Source organism: Fimbriimonas sp. LA-C6 (genome assembly GCF_055398105.1).
The window spans coordinates 2,088,805-2,107,146 of sequence record NZ_AP038796.1 but is presented as its reverse complement, the minus strand read 5'-3'; the positions used below and the strand labels follow the sequence as shown (position 1 = coordinate 2,107,146).

General features: G+C 55.4%; 18 protein-coding genes. 15 read left to right on the top strand and 3 right to left on the bottom strand.

Annotated elements, in window-relative coordinates; translation table 11 throughout:
• The first annotated feature begins 117 nt into the window (after positions 1 to 117).
• On the top strand, positions 118 to 1,722 hold the full coding sequence (locus ACZ51B_RS09730) for a C-type lectin-like domain-containing protein (protein WP_464297052.1): 1,605 nt from the start codon (positions 118 to 120) through the stop codon (positions 1,720 to 1,722).
• A 48-nt stretch (positions 1,723 to 1,770) separates the two neighbouring features.
• Here the strand turns inward: ACZ51B_RS09730 and ACZ51B_RS09725 are convergent, their stop codons facing one another.
• Positions 1,771 to 3,561, bottom strand: coding sequence for a M56 family metallopeptidase (locus ACZ51B_RS09725; RefSeq protein WP_464297051.1), 1,791 nt, complete (start codon positions 3,559 to 3,561; stop codon positions 1,771 to 1,773).
• Positions 3,558 to 3,938: a BlaI/MecI/CopY family transcriptional regulator gene (locus tag ACZ51B_RS09720; RefSeq protein ID WP_464297050.1), complete on the bottom strand. Its 381-nt coding sequence runs from the start codon at positions 3,936 to 3,938 to the stop codon at positions 3,558 to 3,560. Before ACZ51B_RS09720 ends, ACZ51B_RS09725 begins: the two co-directional genes overlap by 4 nt.
• A 124-nt stretch (positions 3,939 to 4,062) precedes the next feature.
• On the opposite strand from ACZ51B_RS09720, the gene ACZ51B_RS09715 reads away from it, so the two are divergent.
• The 3 genes from ACZ51B_RS09715 to ACZ51B_RS09705 all read left to right on the top strand — a co-directional run bounded on the left by ACZ51B_RS09715 (position 4,063) and on the right by ACZ51B_RS09705 (position 6,947).
• Complete coding sequence (locus ACZ51B_RS09715; protein ID WP_464297049.1) at positions 4,063 to 5,193, top strand: THUMP-like domain-containing protein; 1,131 nt, start codon at positions 4,063 to 4,065, stop codon at positions 5,191 to 5,193.
• 89 nt (positions 5,194 to 5,282) lie between these two features.
• Positions 5,283 to 6,284 carry a zf-HC2 domain-containing protein gene (locus ACZ51B_RS09710; RefSeq protein WP_464297048.1) on the top strand — a complete coding sequence of 334 codons (1,002 nt, stop codon included), beginning with the start codon at positions 5,283 to 5,285 and terminating at the stop codon, positions 6,282 to 6,284.
• A gap of 6 nt (positions 6,285 to 6,290) precedes the next feature.
• Positions 6,291 to 6,947 carry a hypothetical protein gene (locus ACZ51B_RS09705; protein WP_464297047.1) on the top strand — a complete coding sequence of 219 codons (657 nt, stop codon included), beginning with the start codon at positions 6,291 to 6,293 and terminating at the stop codon, positions 6,945 to 6,947.
• Here the strand turns inward: ACZ51B_RS09705 and ACZ51B_RS09700 are convergent.
• Positions 6,944 to 8,182: a competence/damage-inducible protein A gene (locus tag ACZ51B_RS09700; protein WP_464297046.1), complete on the bottom strand. Its 1,239-nt coding sequence runs from the start codon at positions 8,180 to 8,182 to the stop codon at positions 6,944 to 6,946. The genes ACZ51B_RS09705 and ACZ51B_RS09700 overlap by 4 nt on opposite strands.
• A gap of 123 nt (positions 8,183 to 8,305) precedes the next feature.
• Here ACZ51B_RS09700 and ACZ51B_RS09695 point away from each other — a divergent pair, with 123 nt between their 5' ends.
• The 11 genes from ACZ51B_RS09695 to lpxA all read left to right on the top strand — a co-directional run bounded on the left by ACZ51B_RS09695 (position 8,306) and on the right by lpxA (position 18,341).
• Positions 8,306 to 9,907, top strand: coding sequence for a COG1470 family protein (locus ACZ51B_RS09695; RefSeq protein ID WP_464297045.1), 1,602 nt, complete (start codon positions 8,306 to 8,308; stop codon positions 9,905 to 9,907).
• Positions 9,908 to 11,446 carry a bifunctional phosphoribosylaminoimidazolecarboxamide formyltransferase/IMP cyclohydrolase gene (purH, locus tag ACZ51B_RS09690; protein WP_464297044.1) on the top strand — a complete coding sequence of 513 codons (1,539 nt, stop codon included), beginning with the start codon at positions 9,908 to 9,910 and terminating at the stop codon, positions 11,444 to 11,446.
• Positions 11,447 to 11,529: 83 nt separating this feature from the next.
• Positions 11,530 to 11,886: a hypothetical protein gene (locus ACZ51B_RS09685; RefSeq protein WP_464297043.1), complete on the top strand. Its 357-nt coding sequence runs from the start codon at positions 11,530 to 11,532 to the stop codon at positions 11,884 to 11,886.
• A gap of 94 nt (positions 11,887 to 11,980) precedes the next feature.
• The gene (locus ACZ51B_RS09680; RefSeq protein ID WP_464297042.1) at positions 11,981 to 12,247 is read left to right on the top strand and encodes a DUF370 domain-containing protein; all 267 of its coding nucleotides are present in this window, start codon (positions 11,981 to 11,983) and stop codon (positions 12,245 to 12,247) included.
• Positions 12,237 to 13,298: a rod shape-determining protein gene (locus tag ACZ51B_RS09675; RefSeq protein WP_464297041.1), complete on the top strand. Its 1,062-nt coding sequence runs from the start codon at positions 12,237 to 12,239 to the stop codon at positions 13,296 to 13,298. Before ACZ51B_RS09680 ends, ACZ51B_RS09675 begins: the two co-directional genes overlap by 11 nt.
• A 29-nt stretch (positions 13,299 to 13,327) precedes the next feature.
• A complete protein-coding gene (gene mreC, locus ACZ51B_RS09670) occupies positions 13,328 to 14,113 on the top strand; it encodes a rod shape-determining protein MreC (protein ID WP_464297040.1) in 786 nt (261 codons plus the stop codon).
• Positions 14,110 to 14,598 carry a hypothetical protein gene (locus ACZ51B_RS09665; RefSeq protein ID WP_464297039.1) on the top strand — a complete coding sequence of 163 codons (489 nt, stop codon included), beginning with the start codon at positions 14,110 to 14,112 and terminating at the stop codon, positions 14,596 to 14,598. Before mreC ends, ACZ51B_RS09665 begins: the two co-directional genes overlap by 4 nt.
• 15 nt (positions 14,599 to 14,613) lie before the next feature.
• The gene (locus ACZ51B_RS09660; RefSeq protein ID WP_464297038.1) at positions 14,614 to 15,867 is read left to right on the top strand and encodes a Glu/Leu/Phe/Val family dehydrogenase; all 1,254 of its coding nucleotides are present in this window, start codon (positions 14,614 to 14,616) and stop codon (positions 15,865 to 15,867) included.
• A 273-nt stretch (positions 15,868 to 16,140) separates the two neighbouring features.
• Complete coding sequence (locus tag ACZ51B_RS09655) at positions 16,141 to 17,055, top strand: helix-turn-helix transcriptional regulator (protein WP_464297037.1); 915 nt, start codon at positions 16,141 to 16,143, stop codon at positions 17,053 to 17,055.
• Positions 17,056 to 17,110: 55 nt separating this feature from the next.
• Entirely contained in the window at positions 17,111 to 17,548 is a 438-nt protein-coding gene (gene fabZ, locus ACZ51B_RS09650; protein WP_464297179.1) for a 3-hydroxyacyl-ACP dehydratase FabZ, read from the top strand.
• Between the two features lie 4 nt (positions 17,549 to 17,552).
• Complete coding sequence (lpxA, locus tag ACZ51B_RS09645; protein ID WP_464297036.1) at positions 17,553 to 18,341, top strand: acyl-ACP--UDP-N-acetylglucosamine O-acyltransferase; 789 nt, start codon at positions 17,553 to 17,555, stop codon at positions 18,339 to 18,341.
• Position 18,342 lies beyond the last annotated feature (1 nt).

The window sequence follows — 18,342 nt, the reverse complement described above, 5'->3', positions numbered from 1 at the left end:
AATTGAAACGCAAATTACAGGTTTAGCCGCACAAATCGATTCGGGTCTGTTGGGTTCTGACAAAAGTGATGGGGACGAGACTTTAGGTGGCGTTATACTGGCCAGATGGTCTTGCTTTTGAGCCTCCTTCGACTTGCCTCGGTGAGCTTGGCTCAGGGTGGGCCGCAGTGGCCGCAGCCGTTGGAGAACCCTCTTTGGAAGCCAAAGACCGGCTATATTCGACCGACTAATTGGATCACGGGCAGGCCTTTTGTGGGGCCGGAGTTGGTGTTGAGGCAACCAAAGGGCACCGTCAGGTGGTCGTTGATCAAGGGACCGCCTGGCATGGCGATAGACGAGGGCAATCGGATTGTATGGAGCAATCCCGTGAGTGGTGGTTTCCTGGTGAAGGTCCAGGCTGAGGATGAGAGTGGCGCGGAGCAGGTGGATTGGAACCTGTGTGTTCGGACTCCGGAAGATCCGAACGTGGTGGTCCATTCCACGAAGCATCTGGACTTTATCGTTCCTCCCGAGTACGACAAGTGGATGACCGAGTCGGGGGCCGATGGGGTTGCTGATGGATATTACGAGTTTACGCGAGACCTACTTGGTGGGACGCCCTCAAGTGCACGACAGTGCTTTCTGTATAGGCCCTCTATCTGGGGCGCAGAGTCTGGCAATCCCATCTCGATAGGCAAGCATACGATGGGTGACAACGACTCGAACCGTTGGCGGTTGGGGTTTATGTTTCATGAAATGGGTCACAACTTATCGGATTGGACGCGCGTGGGATATATCGAGCACGGAGACGACCTTGCCGACAACACACTCCACGATATGGTGGAGTTTCTAAAGAACGCCTGGGTGCATCGGCTGCTTAATTCACCCACGACTCAGGGGGTGGTAAATGTTCCTCCGTTCGAGGAGTGGATGAAGTTTGAATCCACGGAGTTCGCGGGATCGTTTGACCAGTTTCAGACATCCATAAAGAGCGGCGATAACTTTTCGACTACCAAGATTGGAGCATCCGCAGTTTGGGCCGGAATGGTGGAGCGGTTCTCAATCAAATACGGATCCGAAGTTTTGGAGAAGACGATGCGGTCGATCCGGCGGGATGGGATTCCGTTGATGGATTACCCTCAGGGCAAATTGTCGGGCAGCGAGCGGCTATCGATTGTGATGGGAGTGATGGCGCGCGTGAGCGGTGAAGATCGGCGTGAGGAGTTTAAGGCGATGGGCATGCCGTTGAATGTGGCTGTGTACAACAAGATGTACTCGGCCGCAGGAAAGCAGATCGCCAATCCGCCGCCTCTTGGGAAGAACGGCGCTTGTCGTTGCCCTGCCGATGGTCGATATTACGTGCTGACCCCCTACCCGACTACATGGGATATCGGAGAGTCGATGGCTCGCCGGATGGGCGGGCATTTGGCGACGATCCGGACGGTTGCTCAGGAGAAGTGGCTGGCCGATAAGTATGGGGCTTTCGGTTGGAATTGGGTAGGTGGTCAACGATCCAAGGACGGGAGCTGGAGTTGGATCACCGGTGAGCGGACCGGTCCCGCTGTGTGGGAGCCTGAGAGACCAGAGTCCGATCCCGCAAAGACCTCGGCGGTTTTGGTTCTCCATGAAGACGCAGGCAAGCCGCCTTGGTTTGGACTGGCAAATCGCCCTCCGGAGGAGTGGCACTTCGGGATTATCGAGATGGCCGCTCCACCTTCGGTGGACGTCGATTGTTTGAAGTGACCTAGGGTTTGCTCCTATTGGATGGAATCCGTTAGGAGCAAACAACCTTCACTTGCGCGGAGGAACTACCTCGTCGGCTGGTTTCAGCTTGACGTTGGGGAAGGTGGCGAAGTTGTACTTTCTGGTTTGGAGTTGGAAGGCTTTGACTTTTCCTGGGTCTCGCAAGTCGATCGCCTTCGCGAAATCGTAGGGGCCATAGGCACTGCCTTTCATGAGATACATCGGTCCCTTGATTCCGGCGTGAGGTAACTCCTTTGAGTTGGAATCGACGGCAACGATCCTCGTGGCACTGGACAACGGTGGGAATTCGGTTACTGGGAAGGGAATTGCTTTATGCGTCCCATTTTTATAAATGACGATCAACCTGGATCCGGTGCGGATCTGGACTCCAAGGGCATTTTTGAAAATGGGATCATTTAGCTTCAGCGTTCTCTTGGTTATCCAGGTGCCTGTTGCGACGCTCACTCGAAGATCGGCCATTGATCCCTTGAGGGGAAGTCCCGATTTGATGCTCATGGGACTGTGGTCGATTTCAAGACTGTGGGGGAAGAATTGGATGGCCGAGCCGTTTTTTGGGATAGCGATCACGCTGATCGATGCTGGTTTTGACTCCAGATCATTCTTTGATGATCGGATCGTGAACTGCACTTGCAGTCGGTTAAAGCCTGGCGTGCCCTCTATATTGTTGGGGATGAGCTTTTCCGAAACCACTTTGTATGCAGTTCCATCGGGGAGCCAAGCGTCCTCGGGGTGGAGGTTTGAGGCGATTCTGCCGACGCTGTCGAGTCTCACCACGGTGCCGTCTGGGAGTGTTTTTTCGATGCCACTTCCTTGACTCTGGGTGACCATTGGTTTTGCAATAGCTTCTAGGCGTGCTCCTCCGATGAGGGTGAGCGCGAGGGCTATTGCGCAGGTGACGGCGAGCTTCAGGGCGCGTCCGCCTTTTGAGGTTTCTCCTTTTAGGATTCGGACGAGGCGTGATTCCAGATGGGAGTTGGCCATTCCGGCTACGGGCAGTCCTCGGAGGCCTCGGGCGGTTTCTAGGAGGACTTTGGCGTAGAGGGAGGGGGTGATTCCGTTTTGGAGCACCTGTTCGTCACAGGCATTTTCTGCTTCTTGGCACAGCCTTTGGGAAGCGACCCATAGAAGCGGATTGAACCAGCATGAGGCGCAGACGAGATATGCGAGTGACTGCGAGAGCGCGTCGCGCCGCTGGAGGTGGGCGAGTTCGTGAAGGAGCACGACACGGGTGTGTTGCTCGGTCCAAGTGTGGGAGCTCTTGGGGAGCAGGATGGTTTGTCCCCAGGTCGCGGGGGCAGAGAGTTCCGTGCTCAGGATCTGGATCTTGGCGGCTTGCGTGCCGGCTAGGCTTTGGAACTGGTTGGCAATTTCTGGTGAAACGGCGGTTCCCTCGCGGATGATTTTGCGCAGGCTTTGGACTTGGTGGATTCTTCGAGCAAGAAGAACGGCTGCGCCCAGAAGCCAGATGGTGAGTACCACCTTGCTCGGGTCGAACGGTTCACGTTGTTGGATGGCAGCCGGGACTGGTTCATCAAGCGGAGATTGGTGTGGTGTGTTGGCTGGTTCGACTAACAGTTTGGGTACGGGTTTCAGCTCTACAACCTGGGGGAGTTGTGGTGCGACGGGTGCCGGGACGAGTAATTTCCAGGCGGGACCGAAAGACATCAGCGCGGGCATCACCGCCACGCCGATGAGGGTTAAGAGAAGTGCTTGGTGCTTAATGGCGCCGGAGGCTTTTCGGAGTATCCAAACGAGCGTGAGTCCGATGCAGACGACGAGAGTGATACGGACGATGAGTTCTTGTGCGAACGTGCTCATGCTTCCTCGCTCCTCCGAGCTTCTTCAACCAATGCCGCCAATCGATCGAGGTCTTCGCGGCTGATCTTGGCTTCTTTGTTAGAAAGGAGGGTGGCTGCGGCTTCTGCCGGGTTGCCTCCGAAGAAGGTTTTCACGACGTTTTGGAGGGCCGTGCTGGCGACGTTTTGGCGTGCTTCGAGCGCGGAGAACACGTAGCGCGAGCCTTCTTGCTGGTGTGTGAGGTGGCCTTTCTCTTCGAGTATTCGCATGAGGGCGCGAACTGCGGAGTAGCCGGGTGGGTCTGGAAGGGCGTCTAGGACTTCTTGCGTGGTGACGTGCCCTTTCTCGTAGACGATGTCCATGATCTGTCGCTCGCGGCGACTGAGTTTGTGTTGCATAGGCGTTGACTTCCAAATGGCCCCCGGCCGGGTGGTGCTAATATCTTAGCACCTTGTTTTTGGGATGCCAAGGGTTTTGTGCTAATTTTCTAGCACCCGCATCTCGTGCTACCCTTTTGAGCTAATGCATCCGTTGCGATTGGAGGCCGTTCGACTTGCTGAGGGGGTTCCTCAGACTCCTACTAACATGACTCGCGTCGCGAAGCAGACGGATCATGAATCTGCGGCATGGGCGTTTGTGCAGTGGGATCTTCGGGCTAAGGCGGCGGGGAAGTTTGGGCAGGCGGCTCAGATGTTCTTCGTGAAAGAGGCGCTGGAGCAGGCGACTCATGAGCGTGTTGCGGAGTATCACGCGTCGCTTTTCCCTGCGGGCGAGACGGTGATCGACTTAACGGCGGGCATCGGGAGCGACCTGATTGCTCTTGCCAAGCGGGGGCCCGCGATTGGTTTTGAGTTGGACCGCGAGCGGGCAGACTGTGCGCGTTGGAATCTGGAGGCGCTTGGTTTGCAGGCGGACGTGCGGCAGGAAGACTCTGTGGCTTGGCTGAGGGAGCGCGGGGACGTGGAGTATGCGGTGGCGGACCCGGCTCGGCGGATGGACGGTCGGCGGACGCTGAACATTGAGGAGTTTGCGCCGAATCCTGTGGAGATCGGAGAGCTTTTTGGCGATCTGAAGCTGGGGATCATCAAGTTGTCTCCGCTGCTTTCGGACGATCTCTTACAGGAACTGGGCAGGGGTGTTCAGTTTGTTTCGTTTGGCGGAGAGTGTCGCGAGGCGCTCGTGATGTGCGGTTCCGAGGCAAAGAGTGGCATGGTGGCTGTCCACATTGAATCGGGCGAGGTTCTGGAAGAAGGGATGCCGGTTGGGTCTGTTCCTGCTCCTTTGGAGTACATGTTTGACTGCGATGCGGCCGCGGTTCGGGCTCACGGAACGAGCACGCTTTGTGCGCAATATGGGCTTCGTCCTTTGGCGGATTCGGTGGGCTACCTGACGGGGGCGGATGCAGTTGAGTCGCCTTGGTTGCGGTGCTATCGGGTTTTGGAGACGGATTCATTCGACTTGAAGCGGTTGCGAGGGGCGCTGAAGCGGCTGGATTCGGCGACGCCGATTTTGAAGCAGCGCTCGACTGGATTGGATCTGGATAAGCTTCGGAAGGATCTCAAGTCGGAAGGCGAGCGCCCGTTGATCGTGATTTTCTATTTGGTGGGTAAGAGCATCCGGTACGCCATCACAGAAATTCAAAACGTTTTTTGATTTCCCCCTAAATATCCCAGGGTTGATTCCGACATACCTATTGGGTCGCTTTCGGCCCGAACGGAAAAACCTCTCAAAAGGTGTTAGGGATGTCAGCTAAAAACTTAGAGTGTCAAATCGCCAACGGTCAGATCGGCCGGTACATTGCAGGAGACGCATTGTCTCCGGAAGCTGTGCGTCAGCTTGAAGCACACATCGCAGAGTGCCCTGATTGCAAGAGGACCATCGATCAGCGCCGTGAGTCGTTGCTGTCCATGATGGGAGGCACAGCCTCTACCAGTGCGGCCGTGCAGATGACCAAGCCAGAGCCGACTGCTCCAGAAGAGAGTCCTATGGCAGCTGCTCTGCGAGCGGAACTCACTAAGAAAGCAGCACCCAAGCCTAAACCTAAGCCAACACCTGCTCCGGCTGCTGAAAAGGCTCAACCTAAGACAGAGATCGCCAAAACCGAACCGGCAAAGTCTCCTTCTTTGGTGAAGCCGTTGGCACTTTCTTGCGCTCTTGCGGCGGTGTTAGTCGCAATGAGTTATGCATCGAAAGGCAAGTTTTTTGGACCCCGAGCTTCGGAGGTACCTATTGTGGCAGCCACCCCGCCCGCAGAGACCGCAAAGGCCCCTGTAAAGCCACAACAGACACCTCCTGCTGCTTCCGTAGCGAAGACGGTGGAGACTACACCGAAGGTGACCGTTCCCACCACGACCCCAGCAACGAATTCTCTGGCACCCACAGCAACCCCTAAACCGCCGGTCGCTTCAACGACGATCGTGCCGGCGGCTCCTCTTGCTACTAAGCCAGTGACACCGACACCCACGACTCCTGTTGCAGCGAAGACTCCGACACCTACGCCAACTGCCCAACCCAAAGCCACCCCGCCCGTAAAGACAGTTGCGCCAGTGGTCACCAAACCTATTGTCACCAAGCCTAAGCCTGCCAAGAAGCCCGCGGCCCCAGTCGCAAAGGTTGCACCCAAGCCGTTAAAGCATAAGGCTGCCCTTAAGAAAGCTCATCGTAAAGCGAGAGCCGTACGCCACTTCCGAAAAGGTTCGGGAAGCATTCGGGTCTACAACACCGACGGAACACCCATCAAGTAGAAGATCATGAGAACACTTACACTCGCCATCGCCCTCGTTGGACTAACGGTCTCAGGATTCTCTCAGACCCCTTCGAAAACTCCGCCTGCTCAGCAGACCGGCCCCATCTTTGTGAAGGTGACTTCCAAGGGGCACGATGTTCGAGAGGCTCTGACTCAGATTTTTACGCAGGCCGGAAAGTCGTTTGTTCTTCAGCAGAATTTAGGCAAGCCGCTCTACCTTTCGCTCGATAAGATTGAGTTTGAGAAGGCGCTGGATATTGTCTGCAAAGAGGCCAACCTTGAGGTTGAGATCAAAGACGACGTTTACTACGTGCAGAAGGTAGTTACCAAGCACAAGGCTCCTGCACCAAAAGCGATCACGCCCGTTGTGAAACCAGCCGGGACTTTGCCGAAGACGGTGTTGAACAAGCGTGTGACGACTCGCTTGAAGAAGACCGATTTGAGAACCGTGTTCGCCGAGTTCGAAAAGCAGACAGGTGTGAAGATCGAGGTTGAGAAATCTGTGCCGAACTTCAAGCTGGACGCTTATCTGATCAGCACTTCCTTGAAATACGCCCTGGACCGAATCACGGATGCGACGGGGCTTGAGTACAAGTTCACTGATCACCTCACGATCCAGGTTTCAAAGATTGAGCAGCATGTAATGCTGCTCAACAACTAATCGCTGGCTAAGACCTCGCGGCGCAGAAGCATCAATGCAGTCTGCGTCGCGCGTCTTCGTATGTCTTCCCGCGTTCCGCGGTAGTGCGCTTCCTCGCAGACCAGTCTTTCCGGACCGGAGATGGCGATGAAGACGGTTCCAACGGCTTTCTTGTCGCCGTCCGTGGTGGGACCTGCGTTTCCGGTGATGGACACGCCGTAGGCTGTCCCCAGCCTCATCTTGATTCCTTGGGCCATGGACCGGGCGACGTTGTCGGAAACGGGGCCATGGCTATCGAGTAGTTCGCCAGGTACACCGAGCAGCGCCTGTTTTGCGTGGGGGCGGTACGCGACGACTCCTCCGGCGAAAGCTTGGGAACTGCCTGGCACGTTGGTGAGGCGCTCCGCGAGGAGTCCGCCGGTCATGCTCTCCGCAAGCGACACCGTGGTATGGCGCTGGATGAGAAGGTTGATGACAGCTTCTTCGAGGCTTGTGTTGTCCACGCCATAGACGGCGTCACCGAGCAGCGAGCGGATCTCCTGATCGATTGGGTCGATCATATGATCCGCTTTGGGCAAATTGTCGGCCTTTGCGGTGAGTCGGAGGTGGACTTCACCTACATGAGCATAGGGTGCGACGGTTGGGTTCGCCGAGTCCATGAGGTGCTTGACGAGCTCCTCGACTTGGGTCTCGCCCATGCCAACGATCCGAAGGGTGCGGCTGTGGATGGTGCCGGAGTCGGATAGGGTGGCGAGGAACTCTTTCACCGGGCCATAGGCCATGGGGTCGAACTCACCTTTGGGTCCGGGGAGGGCGATGACCACCTTGTTATTCTTCTTGCAGAGCAGGCCTGGCGCGGTTCCGTTGGGGTTATTGATGAGGGTGGCGCAGGTTGGTTTGTAGGCTTGCCGGGCAGTGGAATCGACCCAGGGCACGTTGCGACTAGCGAAAAACTCTCTCAGATTAGCTTCGACCTCAGGGACGAGTTCCAGTTTGTCCCCGAGAGCTTCAGCGATGCAGTCCCGCGTGATATCGTCCAGCGTTGGGCCCAGGCCTCCGATGGTGACGACCACGTCTGAATGTTCGAGGGCACTTTTGAGTGCGCCTAGCAGACGCTCGGTGTTATCGCCAACGGTCACACGTCGGGTGCAGGAGATACCGCACTCGGCGAGGAGTCGAGACATAACGGGTGCGTGAGTATCGGTGATCTGTCCCAGTAGTAGCTCGGTTCCCACTGAAATGATTTCTGCGGTCATAGATTCAAGGGTACCGATATCCGACGAAAAACGCGATCTATATTTGAATGTTGTGCTCTATCATCAGCACTAGAGAGCGCAATAATGCCACCAAGTGACGGTCAGCAGGTACCCTCAATACCGATGAATTTTTCCCTCAAGCTTGCACAAGACCTTATCGAGGTTGAAGCGGGCGCTACTACCCCCCTTTCGATTGAGGTCCAGAACAAGGGCACTGAGTCGGATCGGTACGAGTTAGAGATTGAAGGGATTGATTCCGAGTGGAAGGCGATACCGGTTCCTGTGTTCGTTGCTGAGCCTGGGGAGGTTCACTCGGAGAAGGTTTTCCTGAAACCTCCCCGTGCCAGCGAAAGCGTTGCAGGCAACTACCCCTTCGTTGTTAAGGTCCGGTCGCTAGTCACTGGCGAGCAACGAACGGTTCAGGGTGTGGTGAAGTTAAAACCTTTTCATCACTTAACGATGGACATAAACCCTAAGAAGGGCTCCATCTCGCCTACCATCAAGCGCAATAGTTTTGAAGTAACGATCGTGAACCTTGGCAATACCGAGCACACGTTACAACTTATCGCAAACGATCCTGAAGACGATTGCGCCTTTGAGTTTGAGCACGAACAGGTCACTTTGGGCCCCGGGCAGCAGCGTGAGGTTCAGGTAAGAGCCAACCCTCGAAGCAGCCCTGTTTTGTCCAGTGGAAAGCTGATTGGGTTCTCGGTGACGGCGCGCAGCATTGATAGTCCTACGGTTGCTGCCTCCACACAGGCTCAGTTGGAGCGGCGCTCGCTTTTGAGTCCTACGAGTTTGGCCGTGGGTGTTCTGGCCGTTCTGCTTCTGACAGCTTGGTTCCTGATGATGCCCAAGCCGCCTGGGGTGACGTTGAGTGTCTCTCCATTACACGCCACGAGTGGCGATACGGTGACGATCCGTTGGAATGCTCATGACGCAACACGGGTGGTGATCACTGCGGGCAAAGACACGCTGGTGGATGGCGCAGAGCTATCAGGAAGTTATAGCTACAAAGCGAAGGAGCCAGGACGAATTAGCCTGGTTGCTGTTGCAAGTAAGGACGGCAAGAGCAGTTCCCCCGAGACGAAGGCTCTTGATGTTGACGCTGCGCCTGTGCTTGCCGATCCGGTCATCGAAAGTTTTGATGTTTCATCCAAGCGGATTCGCCTAGGCACTTCTTTCGTGATGAGCTGGAAAGTCAGCGATAGCGTGGCTAAACTTGCGATTTCGCCAGTGAAGGATGATCTGGATCCGGCTTTGCAGCAGTTCGCTTTCACGCCAACCCAAACAGGCATTCAGGACTACACGCTGGTGGCTTACAACAAGGAAGGCAAGAGCGTTCGGTCTCGCCCAATCCGCGTGGAAGTTTACGAAGAGAGCGACGCGGTGATTTTGTGGTTTAGCGCTGACCCCTCGACCGTGCCCGAGGAAGAGAGCAAGACAACCTTGTCTTGGCAGGTGAACCCCAGCGCTGTTCGAGTGGTATTGCAGGCCGACGGCGGTCCGATTGTTCCCGTGGAGAACACCGACAAGCGCGAAGTGGCTGTGTCAGCGAAGACGACGTATACACTGACGGCGACCGACGCGAAAGGTCGGACGGTAAGTCGCAAGGTTGTTGTGAACTTCCGCAAGTTGACTCCCCCTCCTCAGCTCCCGGAGAGTGGCGGCATGCCCCCTCTTGATCCGCCGAGCAAACCCGCCTCTACTGGTGGCAATAGATAAATGAAGAAAAGAGCCCTTTTGTCCGTAACTGATAAGTCTGGCGTTGTTGAATTCGCCAAAGGTCTTGAGAAACTTGGATTTGAACTCCTGAGCACTGGCGGAACTGCCAAGGCCCTGCGCGATGCTGGACTATCCGTTCGCGACGTATCCGAAGTCACCCACTTTCCTGAGATGATGGACGGTCGCTTGAAGACTCTCCACCCGATGGTACACGGTGGCCTTTTGGGCGATGTCCGGCTCCCTGAGCACGTTGCAGCGATGTCTGAGGCTGGGATCGAGCCGATTCAGGTTCTTTGTGTGAACCTGTACGCCTTCGAGAAGACGGTCACTTCGGAGCACACGTTGGAGCATGCAATCGAGTCGATCGACATCGGCGGTCCCGCCATGATCCGTGCGGCTTCGAAGAACCACGCCAACGTGTATGTGGTGGTGGATCCTTCCGACTATGCGGCTGTTCTCTCCAGCTTAGAAGCTGGGGACGACTCTAGCCTGAAGGTGAAGTTGGCGGCCAAGGCGTTTCGGCACACAGGATTTTACGACTCCATGATCGGTCGCTATCTCACGGAGGTTTCTGGGGATGGGCTGTTGGACGTTGAGGCTTTGACCGTCGGTTATCGCCGGACCATGGGTTTCCGCTACGGCGAGAACCCTCACCAGAGTGGGGCTCTGTACGCGGATCCTTTGGCCAAACCTGGGATTGCACAGGCCAAGCAGCTTTGGGGCAAGGAGCTTAGCTACAACAACCTGAACGATGCAGATGGCGCTTGGGAGCTTGTGGCGGATATGCCAGAGGGTTCATGCGCTGTGATTAAGCACGGCAACCCTTGTGGCGCTGCTTTGGGTTCCACGATGGGTGAGAGTTACAAGCTAGCTCGTGCGAGCGACCCAATCTCGGCGTTTGGTGGCATCGCGGCTTTCCACGGTTTTATCGAAGAAGAGGCCGCTTTGGCCATGACCGAGAAAGGAAACTTTCTTGAGGTTGTGATCGGAACGGGTTACTCTGCTGAGGCTGTGAATGTGTTTAAGGAGCGGTCTGGTTGGGGGCAGGATGTTCGTCTTTTAGAGGCTCCACTTCCACCTAAGGAGCCATCGCTTTCGATCAAGAGCATTCGTGGTGGAGCGATCATTCAGCAGACCGATGAGGATCCGGGTACGGACTGGAAGGTTGTGACCAAGCTTCAGCCGACTGAGGACCAGATGAAGGCTCTGAAGCTGATGTGGTCAGTCATTCCGCACGTGAAGTCCAACGCCATTGTTGTGGGCGACTCGCAGAGGTTACTCGGTGTGGGTGCCGGGCAGATGAATCGGGTTCAGTCGGTTCGATTGGCTTTGGAGCAGGCTGGAGAGGGTTCCAAGGGAGCCGCGCTTGCCAGCGACGCATTTTTCCCATTCCCCGATAGCATTGAGACGGCGGCGGCAGCAGGCATTGCTTGTATCGTGCAACCCGGCGGTAGTAAGAAGGATGCAGACGTGATTGCCAAGGCAGATGAGCTTGGGATTGCGATGTGTTTCTCGGGAGTGCGGCACTTCCGACACTAGGATTGAGCGCGCCATCCAACATTTTTAGGGTGGCGTGACCTTTTTGGCGTTGGGTAACGTCAGAAGATCAAGGTTTAACCACCATGAAAAACCAGAATGACCTTATCATTTCGATCGTAGCCGGTGTGCTGATGATCATCGCGATTGTGGTTTCGTTTGTGACGAAGCCAGAACCAGTAAGACCTCCCGATCCTGAAGCCGTTGTGACGACCAAGCTTCAGTTGCCTTCGGGTACTGTCTCGCGAGCCATGAGCCTGCCTGCGGGCACTTCAGGAGTCGGTGGTGGTTTCGGTGCTGCGGCACCTGGTGGACGTCCTGGTGGACCCGGATTTCCCAGCGGCCCTGGTGGTCCTGGCGGACGACCGGGTGGCCCTGGTGCACCGAGCTTCGGCAAGGGTGGCGGTCGACCTGGCCCCGCTGCTGGTGGCGGTGGCGATTAAGTCTGAAGTATTTCAGCTGAAATAGCAGCATAAGCTCCTTGCTTGCCTCTAGACTGTGTAAACTTTCTAGGGTCAACCGAGGAGTTTTTTACGAATGCCTGCACCCGCCGTCTTGAATGTCGGCTTCTACAACTACGTTTTAACCGACAAGATTGTCGCGATGGTAAGCAGTGAGTCCGCACCGATGCGCAGGCTCATTCAGACTTTACGCAAAGAGGGCAACCTTATCGATGCCACTCAGGGACGTCGGACGAAGTCGGTCATTTTCACTTCGGGTAGTGCGGTTGTTCTGTCCGCAATCTCCCAGGAGACACTAGCCAAGAGGCTCAATACCGGAGAGATTGTCGGCGATGAGGAATAGCGGACGCGGCTTTTTTAACACACTATATTCAAGATTTTCACGCGATATTGGAATCGACTTGGGTACGGCGAATACCCTTGTGCACGTGAATGGCAAAGGAGTTGTCATTCGCGAACCTAGCGTAGTTGCCATCAATAAGGATAACGGCGAGATTCTTGCCGTGGGCGAAGAAGCGAAGCGGATGTTGGGGCGAACCCCGGCGAACATCGTAGCAACCCGTCCCCTCAAGGATGGCGTGATCGCCGACTTTGAGCAGACGGAGGCGATGCTTCGTCACTTCATCAACAAGGTAGGCCGCCGGACGATTGTTCGCCAGACGGTTGTTGTAGGCATCCCGAGCGGCGTAACAGAAGTCGAGAAGCGAGCCGTAATCGAAGCTGCTGGCAACGCTGGCGCGCACCAGGCATACGTTATCGAGGAGCCGATGGCGGCGGCATTTGGTGCTGGACTTCCGGTGGATGAGCCGGCTGGCTCCATGATTGTCGACATTGGCGGTGGTACCACTGAGGTCGCCGTCATCTCCTTGGGTGGCATCGTCCATTCTCGTTCGATCCGTGTTGCGGGCGACGAGTTAGATGAGGCGATCTCTTCTTACGTTCGACGAGCGTACAATTTGTACATCGGTGACCGAACGGCTGAGCAGACCAAGATTGAGATTGGAAGCGCCTATCCGTTGGATCAAGAGTTGCAGTTGACGATCAAGGGTCGTGATCTTGTTACGGGGCTGCCTCGTAGCGCGGTGATCACCAGTGAAGAGGTGCGGATGGCGATCTCCGAGCCGTTGAACGCAATTGTCGAGGCTGTCAAGCTCACGCTGGAAGCAACACCTCCGGAGCTTGCTGCTGATGCCATGGATCGAGGCATTGTGCTGGCGGGTGGCGGAGCGCTCCTGCGTGGCCTAGACCGATTGATTCACATTGAAACGGGGATGCCCGTACACATTGCCCCTGACCCTCTTAGCTGCGTGGTTATTGGAACTGGAATTGTTGTGGAGGCCCTCCATGAAAACCCACTTATCCGCAAGATGCTTGAGAGGTCCTCACGCGCATAGGTGAGGATCGCAAGCGACGAACACCCGATGTGGTGTTCGTCGTTGTGCTGATTGGAGCCGGAATTGCTCTTGGCTCCATGCAAAATTCTGCGCGCGACAAAGGGAGGGTGAGTCCTTTTGATTCCGTTGTGCAAAGCCTCACTTCTCCGGTTGCTAGACCTATTCGAGCCGTCTCTCAAGGCACGGGAGAGTTCTTTGGAAGCATTGGAAGAAGCCGCACATTGAGTGCTGAAAACGCTCGACTCAAGGATCAACTTGCGGGTTTATCCATGTATTCCGAGCGGATCACCTACCTAGAGGGACAGGTGGATCTTCTTCGGAAAAATTCTGACTTACCGCCCCTTCCTGGCAAAGAACGAGTGAATGCGGACATTGTTGGTTTCTACCAATATGAGAACCGGATTCGCTTGAACGTCGGCACTGAGAAAGGCATCAAGCCCAATATGCCGGTTGTGACGGCTCACGGATTGGTGGGGGTTATTCAGACGGTGAAGAAGGGTGAGTCCCAGGCGATTTTGACCACCAGCATCGGGCTTCAGATTGGTGGCATCGACTTTAGCAGAACGCCTCCACCTGCAGGACTCATCAAGGGACGCAACTCCTCAACCTTGGTGATGACGCTCTTTGACCCAACGGCGAATGTGATGATCGGAGATACGATTGTGACCTCGCCTTATTCGGATACGATTCCGAGCGGCATTTCTATTGGGAAAGTCTTACAAGTCGAGAACGACCCGGACTACGGGTCTCGGCGAGCCATTTTGGACCCCAACATCAATATCGGGGCGATTCACGAGGTGCAGATCCTCAAATGAAGGGCATCAAGGGGATTGTGGTGGCGGTCGTCTGCTTGTGGATGGCTGCGGGGTGCCAGCAAGCTCTTGTGCCTCAGATTGGCGTTTTCCATAGCACTCCCGACTTCTTCCTCATCGTTTTGACCGTGCTGGGGTTGCTGATGGATCGTAAAGGTGCGGCCACGCTCGGCTTCTTTTGTGGCGCTCTGTCTGGGGCGCTGGCAGGGGCGAACCTTACAGCCTATGCCATCACGAGGACTCTAACCGGGTTTCTGTTGGGCTGGTTCAACGATTTAGAAATGGAGTCGAACATGCTGATGGTAGCGATCACTACTGCGTGTGTGACGATTGGCGCCCAGCTGATGTTAATGTTCAGCGTCCACAAGGGTCCGATCCCTCCATTTTTAGCGGGTACCCTCCTATCAGCGATGGTCAATGGAGTCCTAGCGATACCCGTTTACGCGGTCTTGCAAAAGCTTCTCGACCCACCCAACCGATATGGTTGATAGGGTGTCTTTCCGATGAGCCAACACATAAATATCCTGGAAATGGCGCGGCAGCAACTTGCTGTCGCTGCCCGATATCTTGATCTCGATGGAGGTCTCCACGAGGTCCTGGCGCAACCACAACGCACGCTAATCGTGCGGTTCCCGGTCGTCTTAGACAACGGGGAAGTGCAAGTCTTCGAAGGGTATCGAGTTCAACACAACTCGTCTCGCGGTCCAACAAAGGGTGGAATTCGATATCACCCAGATGTGGACGTGGAGGAGACCAGCGCTCTTGCCATGTGGATGACATGGAAGTGTGCGGTAGCCAACATTCCCTACGGCGGCGCTAAGGGTTCTGTCAAAGTCGACACGAAGCAGCTTAGCAAGCGCGAATTAGAGAAGCTGACCCGGCGTTATGTAACCGAGATCGGGACCATGCTCGGTGAGCGAAGCGATATTCCCGCTCCAGACATCGGCACAAACGCACAGGTCATGAGCTGGATCATGGACACGATCTCCATGCACGTGGGGCATACCGTTCCTGGCTCCGTTACCGGAAAGCCTATTGAATTGGGTGGTTCAGAAGGTCGTGTCGAAGCGACCGGTCGAGGCGTGGTGGTGGCGGCTGAAGAGGCTGCGAAGTCCATTGGCATGAACCTAAACGGCGCCAAGGTCATCGTTCAAGGCTTTGGAAACGTGGGTGCCACGGCTGCTAAGTTGATCGAAGAGCATGGCGCAATCGTTGTCGGTATCAGCGATGCCGTCGGTGGAATCTACAACGAGAAGGGCTTACCTGTGGCAGAGCTGTTCGCTCGCTATTCGGGGCGCGACGGCGGAATCCGCGAGTACAAAGACGCCCAACAGGTGACAAACGCCGAGTTGCTCGAGCTTCCTTGCGACGTTTTGATCCCAGCGGCAATTGCCGCTCAGATCACAGCCGAGAACGCCAACAAGATCAAGGCTAAGTTGATCGTGGAAGGTGCAAACGGTCCTTGTACACCGGAGGCAGATATTCTGCTTTCCGATCGAGGCGTGTTCCTGGTGCCCGACATCCTTGCCAACGCAGGTGGCGTGGTAGTCAGCTACTTCGAGTGGGTTCAAGATCTTCAGAACTTCTTCTGGGAAGAGAACGAAGTCAACAACAAGTTGACCCGTATTATGCGAAGCAGCTATGCAGCCGTACACCAGACGGCGCAGCTCCACAAGACCGATATGAGAACGGCAGCCTTGATCATTGGCGTCAAGCGTGTTGCCGATGCGACCATGCGTCGCGGAATCTTCCCCTGAGATTGCCGACTTTTCGGTAACCGAAGTAGTGACCATTCTTATGGTCACTACTTTTTGTTTGCCCATTCTCAGGGTCTAAAAACAAGTACCTTGCTAAGTTTGGTAAACTTTTTCGCATTAACTTGTTAAATTCTCGCTGAAGTAGAAGTGATTCTGCATTGGATCGCGACAGTTGTCGTTGCATAATGCAAAGGGAATCGCCAAAAACGTCCCTTTTTAGGTCTAAAAATGCATCTCGTGGCTCGCCAAACTCGAAAAGACGACTTAGCAACGATGTTACGCCTCAGTCGCCCTGAGGCACATGGTGACGAAGCAAGGACCGCAAGCGAGATCGCAGATTGGAACGCCATCTGGGATTACATGGATCCAAAAGGCGTGGTTCTTGAAGACCTAACAAGACGTGAAGGCCCCAAAGCTGTGGGCTTTATGCTGAGCATCCTCATGACCACGGAGATGTATCAGCGTCACTTGGCTTCTCCAACTCCAGGCCTGCTCACCCGCCTGAGAACCATGGCCGAGGCGGATCAGCGCACCTGGGCCACGGAAGAAGAGATCGCACAAGGCAACGCAACCGATGGTTTGTGCATGTTGGTCTGCTACATGGGCTGGGAGGGCGACAACTACAGTCAGGAACCTGCTCCAAACGTTCGTGCATCTCTTGCAACAGCATTTGCAGATCGTCACGCTGGGAACCGTCTGTCTATGATGTTTGGCGAGCTCGGCGGGCTTACGCTCTTCGAAGTAGCTGCGGCTACTGGTTGTGTGATTGTCAACAACTACGAAGAATGGGCGGTTGCCAACAACCAACTCGATAATCCGAGACGCCCCTATCTTGTTGCAGTGTCTCGCGAGGCAGGGTTAGCAAGCGGCAATTTCTGGCCAACCCGGATGTTTACTTACTATCCTCCGAAGTTCCATTTCACTCAATCTCAACGCGACATTTTGATCTATGCCCGTGAAGGCTATACAGACGCGGAGATTGCGGATCACTTGGGGAGTACGCCAGATGCTGTAAAGAAGCGCTGGGCTGCAATTTACGACCGAGTAGCGGAAGTTTTCCCGGATCTGTTGCCAGAAAGCCCCACCGGTGGGCGTGGTGTGGAGAAGCGCCGTGCGCTCTTGGCGCAGCTGCGCGAGCGTCCAGAAGAGCTGCGTCCTTACGAACGACGACTTGCCACTCGGCGTTAAACCGTTTCGCCGGGTAATCTCTTAGTCTCAGGCGTTGCCGCCGAGGGATTTGTCCTTGATCAAAATCGAAGAGATTCTGCAATATCTACCGCATCGTTACCCGATGCTCCTCGTAGACCGACTTTTAGAAGTTAATGAGGAAAAGACCTACTGCAAGGGGCTCAAAAACGTAACTATCAATGAGCCGTTCTTTCAGGGCCACTATCCGGGCAAGCCAATCATGCCCGGAGTCCTTATTTTGGAGAGCATGGCGCAGATGGGTGGTGCCATCATGCTCATGCGCGAAGAGTATCTCGGATTGGTACCAATCATCGGTGCCATCGATGGTGTGAAGTTTAAGCGAATGGTTCAGCCAGGCGACCAACTGATCATCGAAGCCGAGATCCTTTGGATGCGAGGTCCTGTTGGACGCATGAAGGGTACTGCCACCGTGGATGGAGAAATGGCAGCAACCATGGAGATGACCTTTAAGCTCGCACAAAAGGACGCATAGTAGCTTGCCCACGATCCACCCCCTTGCATACGTAGACCCCGCTGCCGAGCTGGCTGATGATGTGATCATTGGTCCGTTTGTGTATGTCGAATCTGGGGTTGTCATCGGTGCTGGATGCAAGCTCGACTCCCACGTGACCGTAAAGAGCGGCACGTTTATTGGTGAGCGCAACTATGTAGGGCAAGGCACGGTTTTGGGTGGCGATCCGCAAGATCGCAACTACAAGGGCGAACCAACCTACCTGAGAATTGGGAACGACAACGTTTTCCGCGAATATGTGACTGTCCACCGAGCCAAAGGTGAAGGGAAATCCACGGTGGTTCAGAACGACATCTATGTGATGGCCTACAGCCACCTTGGCCACAACGTCACCGTACACGACCACGTCACGATTGCCAACTCCGCAGGTCTTGCGGGACATGTGACGATTGAAGAGTTCGCGGTGATTGGAGGCATGGTTGGAATCCACCAATGGGCTCGCGTAGGCCGAGTTTCGATGGTAGGTGCAATGTCTCGTATCACGCGCGATGTGCCTCCGTTCATGATTGTTGAGGGCACTGAAAACCAGGTTCACGACATCAACGCAGTCGGCCTTCGAAGAATTGGTGTCACCCCCGAGACGCGAATGGCCCTTCACAAAGCATGCAAACTGCTCTTCAAGAGCCAACTGGGCTTGCGCAACGCCATGGACATCGTCCGGCGCGAGGTTCAGATCACGGACGAAGTGAGCTACCTTCTCAACTTCGAAGAGCGCCGTTGGGACGGCAAGCACGGTCGCGGCGACCAGCCCTAAT

Bases quoted from the DNA above. Each gene is read 5' to 3' on its own strand.
- ACZ51B_RS09725 (WP_464297051.1), bottom strand. From the start codon at position 3,561: ATGAGCACGTTCGCACAAGAACTCATCGTCCGTATCACTCTCGTCGTC.
- ACZ51B_RS09720 (WP_464297050.1), bottom strand. From the start codon at position 3,938: ATGCAACACAAACTCAGTCGCCGCGAGCGACAGATCATGGACATCGTC.
- ACZ51B_RS09715 (WP_464297049.1), top strand. From the start codon at position 4,063: ATGCATCCGTTGCGATTGGAGGCCGTTCGACTTGCTGAGGGGGTTCCT.
- ACZ51B_RS09710 (WP_464297048.1), top strand. From the start codon at position 5,283: ATGTCAGCTAAAAACTTAGAGTGTCAAATCGCCAACGGTCAGATCGGC.
- ACZ51B_RS09705 (WP_464297047.1), top strand. From the start codon at position 6,291: ATGAGAACACTTACACTCGCCATCGCCCTCGTTGGACTAACGGTCTCA.
- ACZ51B_RS09700 (WP_464297046.1), bottom strand. From the start codon at position 8,182: ATGACCGCAGAAATCATTTCAGTGGGAACCGAGCTACTACTGGGACAG.
- ACZ51B_RS09695 (WP_464297045.1), top strand. From the start codon at position 8,306: ATGAATTTTTCCCTCAAGCTTGCACAAGACCTTATCGAGGTTGAAGCG.
- purH (WP_464297044.1), top strand. From the start codon at position 9,908: ATGAAGAAAAGAGCCCTTTTGTCCGTAACTGATAAGTCTGGCGTTGTT.
- ACZ51B_RS09685 (WP_464297043.1), top strand. From the start codon at position 11,530: ATGAAAAACCAGAATGACCTTATCATTTCGATCGTAGCCGGTGTGCTG.
- ACZ51B_RS09680 (WP_464297042.1), top strand. From the start codon at position 11,981: ATGCCTGCACCCGCCGTCTTGAATGTCGGCTTCTACAACTACGTTTTA.
- ACZ51B_RS09675 (WP_464297041.1), top strand. From the start codon at position 12,237: ATGAGGAATAGCGGACGCGGCTTTTTTAACACACTATATTCAAGATTT.
- ACZ51B_RS09665 (WP_464297039.1), top strand. From the start codon at position 14,110: ATGAAGGGCATCAAGGGGATTGTGGTGGCGGTCGTCTGCTTGTGGATG.
- ACZ51B_RS09660 (WP_464297038.1), top strand. From the start codon at position 14,614: ATGAGCCAACACATAAATATCCTGGAAATGGCGCGGCAGCAACTTGCT.
- ACZ51B_RS09655 (WP_464297037.1), top strand. From the start codon at position 16,141: ATGTTACGCCTCAGTCGCCCTGAGGCACATGGTGACGAAGCAAGGACC.